Source organism: Cellulophaga sp. L1A9 (assembly GCF_009797025.1).
In the GTDB taxonomy this organism is placed as follows: domain Bacteria; phylum Bacteroidota; class Bacteroidia; order Flavobacteriales; family Flavobacteriaceae; genus Cellulophaga.
This window is the reverse complement of the sequence record NZ_CP047027.1, coordinates 3718464-3736102: the sequence shown is the minus strand read 5'-3', so window position 1 is coordinate 3736102 and position 17639 is coordinate 3718464. Positions and strand designations below refer to the sequence as shown.

Genomic DNA, 17639 nt, shown 5'->3' with positions numbered 1-17639 from the left:
TTCTAAAATTATGAAAAAATATATATTATTAACACTAATTATATTAAGTGTTATTACCGAAATAAAAGCACAACAAGACGCTCAATATACTCAATATATGTATAATACTTTAGCTGTTAACCCTGCTTATACAGGGGCAAGAGGCGTATTAAGTATAGGGGCATTGCATAGGTCACAATGGGTTGGACTTGATGGAGCGCCTGTTACTCAAACATTTAATATTCATTCACCAGTTGGAAGAAGAGTAGGTCTTGGCTTATCCATTGTAAATGATCAAATAGGAAATGGTACCAATCAAGAAACAACTTTTGATGCTACATTTTCTTATACAATACCTGTTTCTGATAAAGGCAAGCTTTCTTTAGGATTAAAAGCTGGAGGCCATTTTTTAAATATAGATTTGAATAAATTACAATCATATAGGCCTGATTTAAACCTAGGTGGTGAAGAAACTGTAGATAAAAATTTCTCTCCAAATTTTGGAGCTGGTGTATATTATCATACAGACAAATTCTATCTTGGATTATCTGCACCTAATTTTTTAAAAACACAACATTTTGATAATTCAGGTAATGTAGATTCTTTCACTGCTGAAGAGAGAATTAATTTATATCTAATTTCTGGATATGTATTTAATTTAAATCCTAATTTAAAATTTAAACCATCAACCCTTATAAAAGCTGTAAATGGAGCTCCTTTACAAATAGATGTATCAGCTAATTTTATGTTTAATGATAAGTTTGTATTAGGTGCGGCATATAGATGGGATGCTGCTTTAAGTGGCCTGTTTGGCTTTCAAGTTTCTGATCAGTTTATGTTAGGTTTAGCATATGATAAAGAAATAACTAACTTAGGCAACACTAGCTTTAATGATGGTTCTTTCGAAGTTTTTTTACGTTATGAATTAATATCAAAATTTAAAAAAGTTAAAACATCTAGATTTTTCTAAAACCCAAAAAAAATGAAATACAACTACATATTTATATATATATTATTTGCGTTTGGATATCTTAAAGGCCAAACTAAAATTGAAAAAAAAGCAGAAATTCAATTTGATAACTATGCATTTGAAAATGCAATAGAAGCATATGAATATCTAATTTCAAAAAACTATAGTTCTTATGATGCTTATAAGAATTTAGGAGATGCATATTATAATTTAGGTGAGTATGGTAGAGCTTCAGAATGGTATGGAAAGCAACTTTCATTACCAAATGAATCTTTTGATATAACTTATTTTTATAAATATGCTCAAACTTTAAAAAGTACTGGCGAGCTTGATGAGGCTAATAAGTGGTTACAGACTTTTTTAGATTTAAGTAAATCTGATAATCGAGCAAATTTACTTAAAGCACAGCCAAATTATTTAAATGACATAGATAATAATTCAGGTAGATTTACAATTAAAAATAGTGCTATTAATAGCAGTTACGAAGATTTTTCACCTTCTTATTATGGTGAAAAATTAATTTTTTCTTCAGCGAGGGATACAGGTTTAGTTAAAAAAAATATTCATTTATGGGATAACGGATCTTTTAATGATTTATATATAGCCACAGATAAGTCTGACGATGGCGATTTTACAAATTCAGAATTGTTTTCAAAGTTATTAAATTCGAAATCTGAAGAGACTTCTTCTGTTTTCACTAAAGATGGTAAAACTATCTACTTTACAAGAAATAATTTTGACAAGAAAAATTTTAAAAGAGATGAAGATGGAGTTAGTAGACTTAAAATCTATTCTGCTAATCTTGTAAATAATGAATGGACAAATATTAAAGAGTTACCCTTTAATGGAGATGATTATTCTGCTGCTCACCCAGCTTTGAGTTCAGATGAATCAAAACTATATTTTGTATCAGACATGCCTGGTTCTTTAGGGTTATCTGATATTTTTGTTGTAAGTATTGGGGCTGAAGGTAGTTTTGGTACTCCGGTAAATTTAGGACCTTCAATTAACACAGAGAGTAGAGAAACATTCCCATTTATAACAGATGATAATGTTATGTATTTTGCTTCGGATGGGCACCCAGGTTTGGGAGGCTTAGACGTATTTGTGACTAAGCTAAATATATCTAATGATTTTTATGTTCAAAATGTAGGTAAACCAATAAATGGTCCTTCTGATGATTTTGGATTTATAATAAATAATCAAAAAGGATTTTTCTCATCTAATCGTGAGGGGGGTAAAGGAGGTGATGATATTTATAGTTTTACACAGTCAAAAAGACTTGAATTAATTAGGACTAAAATTATTAATGGTATTGTGAAGCATGAACATTTAGATTCAATTATTACTTCTGTTAATGTAGATTTGGTTGATTTAAATAATGAGAAAATAAAAAGCACTGTGTCAAGTGTTAATGGAGACTTCAATTTTAGTTTACCCTTAAAAGAAGGGAACTATAAATTAATTACAAAAAAAGAAGAATTTGTAAATGATACAACTTCAATTACAGTAAAACCAACAGATAAAGAACTAAACTTAATCATAAAGCTAAACTCTGTACCTATTGAAAAAGCAATTGTAGGTAATGATTTATTTAAACTATTGCAGCTAGATAATTTATACTTTGATTATAATAAATGGAATATACGTAAAGATCAAGAAGAAAAATTGAATGAAATAGTAGAATATTTAAATTTATATCCAGATTTAAATATTCAGGTGAAATCTTATTCTGATTCCCGTGGAGGTGAGAAATTCAATCAAAAACTCTCTGAAAAAAGAGCCGACGCTACAAAATCTTATTTAACACTTAATGGGATAAAAGCAGAGAGGATAAAGAGTAATGGATTTGGAGAGTCTAATTTACTCAATGATTGTATTAATGGTGTAGATTGTTCTGAGGTAATGCACCAGGAAAATAGACGATCAGAGTTTATAGTGATAGATAAATAAATTCTTTAACAAATACAATAGTAAAAGAGCCACCTGATAACAAGTGGCTCTTTTATATTATTCATTCACTAAAAGCCTGAATTAATCCTGGTAACGAATGGCAAGAAGGTGACACGCAGTGGGATGTAACAAAATTTTAACTTATTGAAATACAGTTTTTCAAGTGTTTTTAACCCTAGTTATTCCTTTTAATTTAAGCCAAATCAGCTTGAAACCTCAATAAAATGACACACTTTTACGGTAAATTAAAGAATTAACCCCTCTCTTTTACCAAAAATAGTTAGCTATTAAATCCTGATTACGCGGTCATTATCTAGTAAATTTACCCCATTTCCTTACATTACTTTTCCGGAAAAATGCGGCGTTTAGTAGTCTTGAACAAAAGCCATAAAGTAATTAAAGTTGATTTTTTTGAAAGTTCTTTTTGACTTACGTTCGCCTAATCAAATTATTAGTAGAATTTAACCCTTATACAATCCAACCACTTGTTTTGACCCCTATAAAACAAGAGTAATCTTTTAAATTTCGATTATAGCTTAAGCTGTTATTTTTTTCATTAGAATTAGGTGTTTATCAGCGTTCCATTTTTCCATTGGTGTAATACGCCCTAAGAGCCCATGTAACCTAGTATTGTTGTAAAAAGTCACATACCTTTTTAAGATTTGTTCAATTTGCCCAAAACATGTGTAATCCACTCTTTTAAAAATTTCTTTTTTTAGTATTCCATGATAGGCTTCTATATGCGCATTTTCTTCTGGTGTGGCTATATGTGCAAATTCTTGCTGAACCCCAATTAGTCCAAGATATTCACGTACATTATTTGCAATAAACTGACTACCGTTGTCACTTCTAATAACAACGTTATCAGGGTATTGGTATTCTGCAAACAACTCTGATAAAAACGCTATCACCTTATCCTGTTTAATAGAAAAAGAAAAATAGTCTTTTAATATTCTACGAGTATGTACGTCTATGATGGATAATAAATAAGCGTTTTTACCCACATTAGGAATCCATACCATCTTTATATCCATCTCTAAACATTCCATTGGTCTTGAGGTATTTACTTTTCTGAATTTTACAAATTTACGCCCAGAACCACTCCTGTTTATCCGATTCTCTAGTTTTAGCATTCCCTGTTCTTTCATAATTCTGTAGAGCTTTTTATGATTAATCAGGTATGCTTCTTTTTTTAAGTAAGAAGTCATTAATCGGTAACCACAATCTATAAATTCATGACTTAAAATCTCTTTATAGAAGCAATAAGAGCGTCTTGATTAACCCAACCTCTAGATTTATGATAGGTGAGTTTACTAGGAGTATTACCCTTTTTACCAAAACTTGGAGTACGGTAATAGCTACTATGAACCATCCCTACCATATTAATTATGTTGGTTTTACTAATTTTATGCTTGCTATAAACAGTTCACTAAATCTTTCTTGGATCGGACGTTCCAAACTTTTTTTTTAAAAGTTCTCGTTGTACTTCTAATTCAATTTCCTTATTGGTTAGAAGCTTACGTAGTATTCGGTTTTCTTCTTCTGCCTGCTTGTGTTCTTTACTTTTAGTATCATAGATGACTTTTAAGCCTGCTTCTCCTTGACTCTCATGTTTCGTCTTCCAACTATAAAAAGTACCTGTACTAACTCCGTATTTACGACAGGCTTCTATGATGCCGATCTCTTCTGAAATAGAGAGAATTTCTAACTTCTGATCTAAGGTCCATTTCTTGTATTTCATATCTCAAATATATTAAGTTTGAAATTTAAAAGATCACTCCGAACTTATTAGGGGCTAAACTATTCGCTCAATCAACTTTTTAGTGAACTTTATACGTTTTGCATTTCAATAACTTGTCGCTTAGTCTTCTTTGAGTCCCTTCCCTTTTTGATAGTAAAAGACCAGTATTTAAAATTAGCGGGCACATAAAACGGATTGTCCTGCATTCCTATTTATAACCCTTTTCTATCTTCAAATCCAGAAAGAAAGTCGACTAAAAAAGGTAATCAAAGGACTCTGAAAAAAGTAAATGATCTAAAATATATAATTCAATTGGACTTACAGTGACCGTGTAATGCATTATGTTAGAATATGACCTTAATTTTTTTAAATTATTTGACTTTTTTGCTTTAAAATAGCATAGACGGCTCATAACCCAACAGAGAAAAAATTAGAAAATTACCCAAACTAAAATGTATGTGAGCCACAATGAGTTGAATATAATATATTTTATAATTGATTTGCGGAGGATTAGATGCCATTTTAAAAAGCATAGTCCAACCTAATATTCCTAGTATACCGATAATAATGCCAAATAAAATAGAACCTAATGCATGTTGCAATAACGCTGTATTATACCACAAATAAGTATAAATCACTAAAAAGAATCCTCCCAAAAAAAAATGTGCTAACCAGCCTAAAATTACATACTTTAGACTTTCTTTTTCATTCAGAGAATGGCCACTCATTAATTTAGAAAGCAAAATATTCTCTCTAAATTCACAGTTTGAAATAACACTCATTATTAAGCTAAACATAGTCATAGCCCCTACGGAAGTAAATAAAGCCAATATGTAAGAAAATATATTCATGTTCATTTAAATTTAAATTATCAATAAAAACTTAATTTATGATGATTAATGCGCTACTTGAACGGACAATATGCTTAGCATTTGCAATTGCTAAAAACAACTATTCAATTTTTTACTTTCAGTTTGCGTTAAAAGGAAATTTTTCGTGATTAGGAATATCATCCGAAAAAATTGAGTGCTTCAAATATCAGGATAATCAACTAAATACTCGCTACCGATAGCTGCTGCAACAGAACTTGTACTTATAATTTTATCGTATAAGAGTAAGTTCTAAAATAAATCTATATTTTTTACCGGTTGTGTTTGATTTTGCTCTAGAAACTCTTTTTAATTCATTCCCTTTACGTTTACACTATTTCAAATTAATAACTAAAATCAAACAAACATGAACCTTTTTAAAAGAATAATTAACGCTATTAATTTCAGTGAAAATTCAAAAAAATTTCATAGAATACACTTGGCTTACTAATGTCTTTGACTACAAAAAAACGAATTAAAACTTAAATGATTTAACAATCTTATTTTTAAGCTAAAAAGCGTTCCTTAAGTTTCTGCATATCTTCGCTCACTTTTCTTTCTATTACTTTAGCATAAATCTAAGTGGTGGTAATTTTTGAATACCCTAATAATTTAGATACCGTTTCTATTGGTACACTAGTAATTAAGCTACCCGTAGCCGCAAAAGTATGTTGCGCTAGATGAAAGGTAAGGTATTTATTTATTCCTGTGAAATCCACTATTTCCTTTAAATAGGAATTCAGCTTTTGATTAGAGATCGTCTGAAATAACCTGCCTTTTGTATTTGGGATACGTTATGACTCGTGTTTCTCAATAACCTGCAATGCTTTTGAAAGTAAAGGAATTTTAATGGGAACACGCGTCTTTTTCTTTTGAGAATAGATCAATTATTTTCTATCTATTCCCAAACACAAATTATCCTTGGTTAAATTCATTACATCTCCATAAGAATGTCCCGTATAACAGCTAAAAACAAACATGTCTTTGATAAGCTGCAATCTGGGAATACTAAACTACTTGCTTTCTATAGCTACTAGTTTTTCTATGCTTCTCATTTCTAATATTCTGAGACCGTATAAAAGACAAAAAGCCTCTGTTTTCACAGAAGCTTTTTTGTCGGGGTGGCAGGATTCGAACCTGCGACCTCCGCGTCCCAAACGCGGCGCGATAACCGGGCTACGCTACACCCCGAAAATGATATCTTAAACATCCTTATTTTCGGACTGCAAATATACAACAATACTTAACATAACAAACTATAAAAACAAAAAAAAGACATCTATTTCTAGATGTCTTTTTTATTCCTATAATTTAAGGCTTATCTGTATAAAGTAAAATGACCTACATACTGTTGTTTATCAGCATCATTCGCATTGACTACATACCAATAATCTCCTGTTGGTAATTCATTGCCTTCGTATAATCCGTCCCAAGATTTGACCTGATCAAGAACCGCTACTACTCTACCATATCTATCATAAATTTTCACATCAATGTATGGAAAATACTCACGATTATACGGTGCCCAGGTATCTCCTTTATCATCACCGTTTGGCGTAAAGAAATTTGGGAATTCTACCATAGAATCAAAGTTAAACGGTATTTTCACTAAAGCCACACAACCTCTTTCATCTTCTACCCGAACATCTACAGTAGCATCTACAATAAGATTAAATGTATTGTCTGCACCCTGAGCTTGCCCTTGGAAAGAATATTCATAATTTCCATAACCTCCAGTGGCAATTGCTGTAATTTCATCTGGACCTGTCTTCGTAACCGATAAGGTTAATGGTAAATATTCATCAATAGTAAAACTCACTTGGTCCATACAACCATTGCTATGATAAATATATACTGTATGATCTCCTGCTGGTAAATCTCCAAAGGTTCTTGTACCTGTAGCCAGTGTCATATCATTCACATCTAAGCTGAACAACAACTCTGATACAATTGACGTATCTGTCATTTCTACAGTGACGGTACTGTTCGGGAAAATACCTTCACAACCGTATTGTGGGATAGCTTCTGATTCTAAATTAACACCCAGCCCAACATTTACGACTCTCTCTGTTGTACAGTTATTGAAATCTCGAACATATATAGTGTATGATTCTCCCCCTTGTAAATTAGGGAATATCAAGTCGTCATTTCGCACAAATCCTTCTGTTGGATCTGCAGGGTCTGGTAAAGGAATATTTATACCTTCTATTCTTGTTTCATAATACTGAGCAAAAGTAAGTGCATCTGTAAAAGGCGTACCTCCTGTGATAGTTAATCTAGCTTCTCCATCATAGGCATTTAAACATATTTCTGGTTGTGTTACCACATCTGAAATAGCTAACTGCTCAGGTTCCGTAATTGGTGATACTAATACTAACTCACCACATCCTTGCGTATCTTGAATTAAGATTTCATAATCAGATCCTGCTGCTAAATTCTCAAAAGTATATACTCCAGGGTTTGCTGGATCACTAAAGAACTCATTAAAGTTAGGATTGATAGCAAATTGTAATAAGCCTTCACCACCACTAATTACCTCAACAGTTATGGTTCCGTTATCATCCCCATTACACAATACATTGGTCGTCGTAATAGTATAGACGATAGCTTCCGGTCTTCTAATTACTAATGGTCCTTCAACATCATAACAGGTAAGTCCGCTTACCACAGCAATGTAATACGTGCCATCTGCTAAGCCTTCAAAAGTACCATCGGTTTGTGCCGCTCTAACTACGGTTGCCGCTGGATCAGGATTAAACCCTGTGTATGGTGATCCTAATGGCGTTGGGTCTCCTAAGTATAAAGTATACATTTCATTACCCACACCTCCAGAAGAGAATGATTCTATTCTACCATCATTTTCTGTCGCACAAGAAATATCATCTGGTAAGTTTGCTACTAAATCAATTGCCTGAGCATCTACCAAAGTAATTCCTTCAGATCGTAAACTTGTACAAGCTCCTGCTCCACCAACTTTACGCACATCATATTGATAGAAACCTTGACCGCCATCAATTAGAACAGACGTTCCTGACATTGGAATAAAAGGATCTGTTGCTAAGGCATCAATAGAACGATATTCATACGTAAATCCTGCTTGAGGGTTTTCTACACTTAACCTCATTTGACCATCGCCACCACAACCGGGTGCGGTAACTTGAACCAATTTAGGATCCAATGGTGGTGGTGCTATTACATAATAAGGTATGGATACACCAACACATTCGTAGCTAGAAGAAACTTCTATTGCATACCAACCTTCACTTATAAATCCGCCACCAACACCATCAAACGTTGGGGTATCTTGCAAACCACTTCTTGAAAGTACGTCTGTATTATCATCACTATTCAAGTACAGTAATTGGTATTTATAGCCTGCTCCAGGTACCCCACCGCTAGCACCAGCCGTAGCGGTTACACTATCTCCTGTGGTGGTATCATAAGCTTCCAAAACAGCATCATTACCATCTGGACAAACTAAACCTTGCGGCTCTCTTATGCCTACAACAATAGGATCTACAGGTGCCAATGTAATTTCAGAGAAGTTAGAACACAATTCAACATCTTCAATTTCTACACGATAATCACCACTAGGTAAATCTGTAAATTCATTTGCAGTTCCATAGACTACTACTTCAATATAAGTATCTGAACCAATAGTTATAGTTCCTGCTGCATCTTTTCTTAATAATCTATAGTTGTAAGGAGAAGAATCCCATCCACCAACACCTGTTGCTACGATTTTCCCAGTATCATCAGTACAGCTTACATTATCTATTTCAACCGTTGAAACTAATAATGTTCCATTAGGCGTACGAATATTAGTAACGTTACTATCATCAATACATTTAGGATTATCTAATGCTCTAACCCTTACATAGAAATTTCCACCTGGTAAACCAGTAATACGTGCATCCTCGCCTGTTACAGCATCTGGGAAATTAGCCGTATCAAAAGTTCCTGTTGTAATCGGAGTTGACTGTGTTAAATCGTCACTTCTATATACTGTATACTCATATACCCCTGTATAGTTTATGACACTAATGAATAGTTCTCCATTAGAATCTCCGAAACATTGTACTGGTTTTGCTTCAGAAATTGTTGCAAGTGGATTTATTGGATCCACCACATCATGTCTTGGCATTGGATATAAACATCCGGTAACATTATCACGTACTACAAATAAGTACTCACCAGCTGCAGGTAAATTAATATCTACAAATTGATTTCCTCCTGAGTTTGTAACATCTGCTACAGCTACTGCCGAAGTTGTTTCTATCGTAAAGTCCGTAGTACCTGTTATGGTAATTCTTACCGTTTCAGGATCCTCACAATTTAAAGGAGACTGTACTGCCAAAACACTTTGCACTTCAGACGGTGGTGCTATCGCTGGTAGCGTAAATTCATCTCTACACCCGTTACCGTCTATGGCATACACGGTAATTACTTGTGGTGATCCATTATCAATAATTTCAAAAATATTTGAATCTTGATAATTTTCATACCCAGAAATACTATACTGATACCCACTACCCACAGTACCCACTTGATCGATAACTACAGTAATTTCGGAAGAGCTAAAACGATTGGCTCCAATTTCACAGGTAAAAGGTGTGCTAGTCGCTGAAATTTCAAATATAGCTGGATTAACAATCGTAAATACACTAGAAAGCACACTACAATTACGTGCTGTCAATACCTCAACTTGGTACGTGCCATCAGTAAGATCATTAAAAACTCCAGAATTATTTCTAGTAACTTCCGCAGCTGTAACTGTATTTCTTAAAATATAATCAATAGGCCCGTCTACATCTGTTCCTGCTTGTAAAATAATGGTAATACTCCCATCATCAGCGCCACTACAACTAATATCATCTGAAAATTGACTATCAATTATTGGAGGAATAGCGATATCTAAATTTACAGGCACTAAAGTGGTACACAAACGGGTACCATCTCCAACAATATCATCTGTAATAAACACTCGATATTCTCCTGGACTTTGATTTACAAAAATTCCTGTTGCGTTTACTGGAACGCTACCAATAGGATTTCCAAGATCATCTTGTAATTCAAAAGTAAAATTACCGCTACCTCCATTGGTTGTTATTTCAATCGTACCGTCGTTATTATTACATAATGGTATAGCAGTAAACTCACCTGTTCCTGATAAGAACTCATAAACATCTGCAGTTCCTACACCCGTACATCCATTAGCATCTACAACACTAATAGGATAAGAACCTGGCGTATTTACCGTATAATGTGCTTCCCATACATTATCTGTAGCATTGAATACGCCAAACTGACTTTCTCCATTTAAGGTAAAGTTTGGTGCATCTGTAGCTGCCGGCATAGTCACTGTAATATTAAATGATGAAGCTGTTGCTGCACACTGATTATTTACAATTGCTATTGGTGCTGGTAATGGTGGTTGTAATAAGATGATATCTTCGGATACGTTAAACGTACATCCTCTAGAATCGATCACCCAGATATCATAAGGGATACCAAGTTCACTCCCTGGTAATACAGCTGTAGTAGCTGAAGTATAATCACCAGCATTCGGTGTAGTTCCTGCAGGTACAAATGCGTAACTATAAGGTCCGCCCGCACCGCCACTACCACGCACGGTCAATTGACCTAAAGCGTTACAGTTTGCTGGTATATTGGAAACAATATCAAGATTAGGCATGTTTAATATAACATCTATAATCGTGGCATCTGTACACGTATCAGCATCGGTTACCCGTATGGTATATCTGCCTGGCGCAATATCAAAAGCTCCAGAATATGAAGATCCTACTCCACCAGTTAATCCTGTTTGAGCATCTGTTTGTAAAACAGTATCTGTCAATGGATCTATTAAATCTATCGTAATATTAGGTCCTGTAAATTCGGTTACTGTAAATTCTGTTCTACCATTACCCGCATCATCACAAAATGCCGTAGGCGATGTTGCTACAATATCTAAAGGTGTTGGTCCTGCGATAGGAGGAATTTCTTCAAAATAAATACATCCCGTAGCTGTATCTGTAATTTCTACAATATAGGTAACTCCAAATTGCATTCCGTTAAATGTATGTCTCCTTGGAGGCACATTTGGAGCAACTGGTGCAGCGGTATCACTAGCCAATCGGATTAAGAATGGTCCTGTTCCTCCAATAATTGTTACCGTATTAGAAAAACCTGCTACATTACATACAGGAGCAGGAACCGGATCGGGCACCACAGATACATCTAATTGTTCTATGGTTACCGCATCTACATCACTACAGCCCAAAGCATCTACGGTTCTAACCGTGTAATCTCCGGCAACTAATAATGGATCCGAAATTGTTTCCACCGTACTTGTTGTTGGTCCTACTCTTAAAATTTCTACACCAAAACTATTATAAACAATATAGGTAAACTCTGGAGTACCATCGGTCACTCCTGTAATTTCAATAGTTCCTGAACTAACTCCAGCAGGGCTACAAGTAGTATTAGTTGCCGTTACTGTTGCATTTGGCGCAGCACTAATTGCTGATGGAATGGTTACTGAGTTTCCTAAAGTAACACAACCTCTTGCATCACGTACGGTATAATCATACGTACTTCCCGCAGTTAATCCTGTATATACGGTTTGAGACGTATATGTTCCTGTGTTTCCAAAATCAATTTCAAATGGAGGTATTCCACTTGTGGCATCAGGAATAATTTGTACTCCTCCACTATTTGGATCCCCACAACTTGCTGGAATAACCGTATGCGTTGCTATAATATTTGCAGGATCTTCTACCTCTAAAGGTTCAGAGACCGCAATACAAGCTTCATTATCTGTTACTCTAAAGATATAATCTCCTCCTGCCGTTACAGGATATAAGAATGAATTTGATGTAAATGGTTGGAAGGCTCCAAAAGTAGCTCCATTATCAGCACTCACTTGGTATTGCTTAGGCGATGCATTGGATAAATAGCCATTAGAAATATTTACGCGGATTTCTCCTGGCGCTCCTCCACAAGGGATTTCTGTTTCTACAGCAATGCTCACTCTTAATTGTGCATTGATGGTAAGCTGAATTGTATCTGTACAATTATTAACATCTCTTACTTCAAAAGTATGTGTACCTGGTGTTAAATTTGTGAAAGCTGGACTCGCTTGATACGTGCCATTATTAATTCTGTATTCATAACTACCTCCTCCGCCAGTAGCTGCTACAGTAGCAGAAGCTCCTGCAACTGGCTCATAACATAAACTTGAAGATGCTATAGAAATAGTTGGAGACTCAAGTTGCGTTAATTGAAACTCAAACGTAGTGGTACACCCTTCTGCATCTTCTACAGATAAAATATAAGGTGTAGTTGGTGTTGATGGCTGAGTAAGGTTACCAAAGGTTCTATTAGACGTTGGTCCTGCTGTTGTACCATTCGGACTTTCTAAAGTATACCTATAGCTACCCCAACCTCCTGTAGTATTTGCCACTACACGGCCTATATTACCATTAGCACAACTCATTGCTGTTACTGTTGGTGTTAACGTAATTGCTGCAGATTCTTCTACAGTTACTGAAGCAGTATCTGTACATCCTGTATCACCATCTGTAACGGTAATCGTATACGTACCTGCTCCTCTAGAAGAAATATCTACTTGCGCAGCACTTTGTAAAGCACTTACGGGCTCAGCATTAATTTGGTAGGTATAATTGGTACTAAATCCATCAATAATAAATGCTCCGCTGCCATCACTAGCACCGTTACACACTTTTAAATCTCCTCCTGCTTTTACACGCGCTCTAATAGAACTAGTGACTACAGGAGTAAAACTTTCGGTATAAATACAACCATTTGCATCGGTAATTCTAAACGTATATGTTGTAGTTGTACTTAATCCTGTAAAGTTAGCACTATTGCCATTATCAAGAGTACTAGGGCTAATGATACTGTAATTTGTTATTGCTACCCCACTAGTTGGTGTTAATTGAAGATCTGTTGTTCCTAATCCACAATTAATATTACTTTGAATAAAATCTAAATTTGTTGGTGGATCTACTTGATCTATTACAATTGGAGTAAGTTCTAACCTACAACCCGTATCATCTCTGATGATGGGTGTATACGTTCCCGGAGCTAAGTTTGAAAATAATTGCGTTGTTGTAAAATTTACGCCATCTACACTATATTCATAAACTGTTCCCGAACCACCACTTGCTGTTCCAAATTGTATGCTACCTTCATTAGTTCCTCCAGTACCATCACAAGTTTGGTCGCCCAATTTTGTTGCTGTTCCTGTTATACTCGCATCACTTGTTACGGTTACAGACGGTAAAGTCATCGTACACGAAAAGCTGCCTTGCTCATACCTAACTTCTAAGTTATTATAGGTGTCATCTAAAACAGAAATCTGAGTAGAAGCTACCCAAGGATCTGTTGTTTGTGTTCTAAAAGATAAATTATACCCTTTAGCATCGGTTACATTGAAATTTATTTTAGCACCACCATTAGTACAGGTGCCATCTACTCCTGAGGCCGAAACCACGGGAGGCGTTAATTCTTTTACGTTTGCTGAAGCTGTTATGGTACAGCCATTTGAATCCGTAATTAAAAAATTGTAATCACCTGGAGCAGTAACAGTATACGTAGTTTGCCCTGTGTAAGACGGACTAACTGCAGCACTACCATTCACTGTATAGGTATACGGTGCAGCACCTCCCGAGGTACGCACAATAATATCCACACTGGTAATATTTGCACAACCAAAACTACTATTCACTTCTGTTGATGCAGCCAGAGCAACCAAGCCATCTCCAATAACAATTGGATTTCCGCTGGTATCTACATCTTGTCTAGGGGCTGCAATACCATTTGCTATATCTGCTTTACACTGTTGTGTTTCTACTTGTACACTATAGGTACCAAAACCTACAGCAGCAAAATTGTAGGTATCACTTGCTATAAAGGATGTAAATTCCTGAGGGAACCCACTACTATCTAATAAGGTATATTTATAAGGACCAGGAACATCATTTACCTGGACGGCTATACTCCCATTTTCTCCAAAACATTGCGCATCAACTACCGTAACGTCAATATCTATTTCTTTAGATTCAATTTCAATTAATTCGTAAGGATACTCACACGTATTTGGTGTGTTTTTTAATCTTGCTTTAACGATATAAGAACCTGGTATTAAGTCATCAAATATCGCTCCTTGCCATGCGCCAAAACCACTACCATCGTTAATAGCATACTCATAAGCACTAGATAAGTTTGTTACTTGAATTCTACCTGCAACCCCACAAATATAATCGCGTTTAACATAGGTCTGACTAATGGTACTTTTCTTTACCTTAATATAATATGGAGCACCTCCATTAACACTTACCCTAAACTCTGCTCCTGTACCTGCGGAAACTGAACTTGGATCTATCGTTAATGTAGGAGAAGTCCCTGCGGATACCCATGATGTGGAACAGGTATAGGTTGGACATTGTAAATCAACATTAAAACTAGGACAAGAACCTACCGTTAAGCGTTCCCAATTGTACGAACTATATGCCTGATCTAAAACAATAACACGAGAATCAAAATCACCACACAAATTAAAACGTGATAGCGTAGCCCCATCATTTGTACAGGTAACAGTTTCATCTGCATTTGCTACAACGGTCGCGAAGAAAGGTGCTGCTGCGAGAGCATTGTTTGTTTGTTCAGAATTAAGTTGTGATTGATTCTGTTCTTGAGCTTCCTTTTTTGTAAAACTTTCTTCAATAGAAGAAACTATATCCGAAGAAAATTCCCCGATATAGTTAAAAATTTTGGTTTCAGCCAAAATTGAAGAGAAAACAAAAAAGAAAACAGGTAGTACTAAAAAGTACCAAGATTTTCTTGATTTTTTGGATAGCATAGGTTACGTAGGTTATTTGTGAAAATTGTAAGACTTGGGATCAACAATAATCGTATGTGTACTTGTTTATACTTAATATTTCTGTTTTTCCTTAAAATGTACTTTAAATCCTTATATATAGCTTAAACGCAAAGGTATGAAAAATAGTATTATTCATACCCATTTTATCGTTGTAACGCTATGTACGAACATGGCGAAAAGCCTGTAAAAAGGGCGAAAAATCGAAAAAAACCTCTGTTTTCACTAATGTCATTTATCGATAAAACACTTATTTTATTAGGTAAATCAGCACTAGTTAGTGCTAAACAATCCGTTTCTTGCTTTCAATATACTTTTTAAAGTCAAAATTTGAAAAAATGAAATTTTCTATAAGATTCCACCCTGTCAAAGTATGAAATTCTGATTTTTAATTGAAGGATAGACAGCTATAACAGCCATTAAAAAAAACTATTTTAGGCAACGGAATCTAAAAGGTAAAAAACACTATTAGAAGAATATTCAAGGGTGAAAAAACGTTCATAAATCCTTTTACCAGAGCATGGTAAAAATTTCATGAACGTCTATCTCATGAATTAAGGACTATAATCTCTTTAGTAAATATATAGCCTTTTAAGATAAATTACTTTACTTTATAGGCTTCAGTAGCATCGTGAACAGAGCCATGTATTTTAAGTAACTTTTCTGCTTCGTCATATGAAATTCCTAATGCTTCCACTAGGTATCTCGTACCTCTATCCACAAGCTTATCATTACTCAGTTGCATGTTCACCATTTTATTTCCACGCACACGACCAATTTTAATCATTAATGCTGTAGAAATCATATTCAACACTAATTTCTGTGAGGTACCACTCTTCATTCGAGTACTTCCGGTTACAAACTCTGGACCAACATTAACTGCTATAGGAATAGCTGCTGCTTGAGTTAAAGGAGAACCTGGATTATTAGTAATACAAGCCGTTAAGATTCCATTTGCTTTTGCTTCATTAATTCCACCAATAACATAAGGTGTCGTTCCTGATGCTGCAATACCTACTAAAACATCATCTTTAGTAATTTGATGTTCCTTTAGATCTAGCCATGCTTGTTCCGGATTATCTTCTGCATTCTCTACCGCCTTTCGTATAGCAATATCACCACCAGCAATAATACCTACTACCCTTTCATGAGGCATTCCAAACGTTGGTGGTATTTCTGAGGCATCTAATATTCCTAATCTTCCGCTAGTACCGGCGCCTATGTAAAATAAGCGTCCTCCTTTTTTAAAACGCAAGGCAAGTTCATCTACCAACTTCGTTATAGAAGGAATAACCAAATTGACGGCTTCTGCAACCTTTTGATCTTCACGATTAATATTTTCCAATAAGAATTGCGTATCCATTTGCTCCAAATTATCATAATTTGAAGCTGTTTCTGTGATTTTTTTATAATTCATAGGTTTATAACAAACGAATGTCTTGTTTTCTAAAATTATCTAATAAAGTGTTTTTGGGATCAATTTCAGTAATCATGGTATTAATTGCATTAATCTCACAGGTCTTATACCGATGTTTAGAGTTTAATTTTTCTGATATTAGCAAAAGTACAGTTTTCTTAGAAGATTTGATCACTGCTTTTTTTACTTGCACACTTTCTAAATCAAATTCCGTCAAACCATAGTCCACATCTACATACCCTGTACCTATAAAACTATAATCTAAGGTAATTTCTGAAAGTTGATGAATAGCACTAGCGCCTATTGCTAATTGAGAATCTTTAGACAGCCTTCCTCCTATAAATAAAACATCTACCCCTTTTTTGGTAAGTAACTCCATGGCTACAGCAAGACTTGTGGTAAAGCACGTAATTTCTAATTTATTCGGAATTGCCTTTGCTAATTCTAGGCAGGTTGTTCCGCCATGAATAAGAATAGTACTTCCTGAGTGAATTAAGGACAACGCCTTCTTTGCTATGATTATTTTATCCTCTTGGGCATAAATATTTTTGTTGGTCGTAGCATAGTTGGTAAACCCTAATGCGATAGCGCCTCCATGCACTTTTTTTAATTGCTCCTCTGCATCTAATTCTTTTACATCTCTACGAATCGTATCTATAGAAACACCTATTTGCTCTGCAATATCTGTAAGCAATACGCGGTTATGCAGCGCTACTTCATTAAGAATAAACTTATGTCGCTCTTCTTTTAACATCTTATTAATTAATGATTATTATCTCTGAAAAGATACAACAAATATAAATACA

General features: G+C 34.8%; 8 protein-coding genes and 1 tRNA gene. 2 read left to right on the top strand and 7 right to left on the bottom strand.

Annotation, left to right across the window (positions count from 1 at the left end; translation table 11 throughout):
• Positions 1 to 10 precede the first annotated feature (10 nt).
• Positions 11 to 949: a type IX secretion system membrane protein PorP/SprF gene (locus GQR94_RS16500; RefSeq protein WP_158977020.1), complete on the top strand. Its 939-nt coding sequence runs from the start codon at positions 11 to 13 to the stop codon at positions 947 to 949.
• A 12-nt stretch (positions 950 to 961) separates the two neighbouring features.
• Positions 962 to 2902 carry an OmpA family protein gene (locus GQR94_RS16495; RefSeq protein ID WP_158977018.1) on the top strand — a complete coding sequence of 647 codons (1941 nt, stop codon included), beginning with the start codon at positions 962 to 964 and terminating at the stop codon, positions 2900 to 2902.
• Positions 2903 to 3438: 536 nt separating this feature from the next.
• Here GQR94_RS16495 and GQR94_RS16490 read toward each other — a convergent pair.
• The 7 genes from GQR94_RS16490 to GQR94_RS16455 all read right to left on the bottom strand — a co-directional run bounded on the left by GQR94_RS16490 (position 3439) and on the right by GQR94_RS16455 (position 17587).
• On the bottom strand, positions 3439 to 4110 hold the full coding sequence (locus GQR94_RS16490) for a DDE-type integrase/transposase/recombinase (RefSeq protein ID WP_233268380.1): 672 nt from the start codon (positions 4108 to 4110) through the stop codon (positions 3439 to 3441).
• A gap of 221 nt (positions 4111 to 4331) precedes the next feature.
• Positions 4332 to 4643, bottom strand: a complete 312-nt coding sequence (locus GQR94_RS16485; protein ID WP_158977016.1) for a transposase — start codon at positions 4641 to 4643, stop codon at positions 4332 to 4334.
• A 389-nt stretch (positions 4644 to 5032) separates the two neighbouring features.
• On the bottom strand, positions 5033 to 5494 hold the full coding sequence (locus GQR94_RS16480) for a hypothetical protein (protein WP_158977014.1): 462 nt from the start codon (positions 5492 to 5494) through the stop codon (positions 5033 to 5035).
• A gap of 1134 nt (positions 5495 to 6628) precedes the next feature.
• Positions 6629 to 6703: transfer RNA gene (locus GQR94_RS16470), tRNA-Pro, on the bottom strand.
• A gap of 127 nt (positions 6704 to 6830) precedes the next feature.
• The gene (locus tag GQR94_RS16465) at positions 6831 to 15398 is read right to left on the bottom strand and encodes a T9SS type B sorting domain-containing protein (protein WP_158977012.1); all 8568 of its coding nucleotides are present in this window, start codon (positions 15396 to 15398) and stop codon (positions 6831 to 6833) included.
• 619 nt (positions 15399 to 16017) lie between these two features.
• Positions 16018 to 16833 (bottom strand): N-acetylmuramic acid 6-phosphate etherase, encoded by an 816-nt coding sequence (murQ, locus tag GQR94_RS16460; protein ID WP_158977010.1) that lies wholly within the window; start codon positions 16831 to 16833, stop codon positions 16018 to 16020.
• A gap of 4 nt (positions 16834 to 16837) precedes the next feature.
• Positions 16838 to 17587 carry a DeoR/GlpR family DNA-binding transcription regulator gene (locus GQR94_RS16455; RefSeq protein WP_158977008.1) on the bottom strand — a complete coding sequence of 250 codons (750 nt, stop codon included), beginning with the start codon at positions 17585 to 17587 and terminating at the stop codon, positions 16838 to 16840.
• Positions 17588 to 17639: the final 52 nt, after the last annotated feature.

Bases quoted from the DNA above. Each gene is read 5' to 3' on its own strand.
- GQR94_RS16500 (WP_158977020.1), top strand. From the start codon at position 11: ATGAAAAAATATATATTATTAACACTAATTATATTAAGTGTTATTACC.
- GQR94_RS16495 (WP_158977018.1), top strand. From the start codon at position 962: ATGAAATACAACTACATATTTATATATATATTATTTGCGTTTGGATAT.
- GQR94_RS16490 (WP_233268380.1), bottom strand. From the start codon at position 4,110: ATGACTTCTTACTTAAAAAAAGAAGCATACCTGATTAATCATAAAAAG.
- GQR94_RS16485 (WP_158977016.1), bottom strand. From the start codon at position 4,643: ATGAAATACAAGAAATGGACCTTAGATCAGAAGTTAGAAATTCTCTCT.
- GQR94_RS16480 (WP_158977014.1), bottom strand. From the start codon at position 5,494: ATGAATATATTTTCTTACATATTGGCTTTATTTACTTCCGTAGGGGCT.
- GQR94_RS16465 (WP_158977012.1), bottom strand. From the start codon at position 15,398: ATGCTATCCAAAAAATCAAGAAAATCTTGGTACTTTTTAGTACTACCT.
- murQ (WP_158977010.1), bottom strand. From the start codon at position 16,833: ATGAATTATAAAAAAATCACAGAAACAGCTTCAAATTATGATAATTTG.
- GQR94_RS16455 (WP_158977008.1), bottom strand. From the start codon at position 17,587: ATGTTAAAAGAAGAGCGACATAAGTTTATTCTTAATGAAGTAGCGCTG.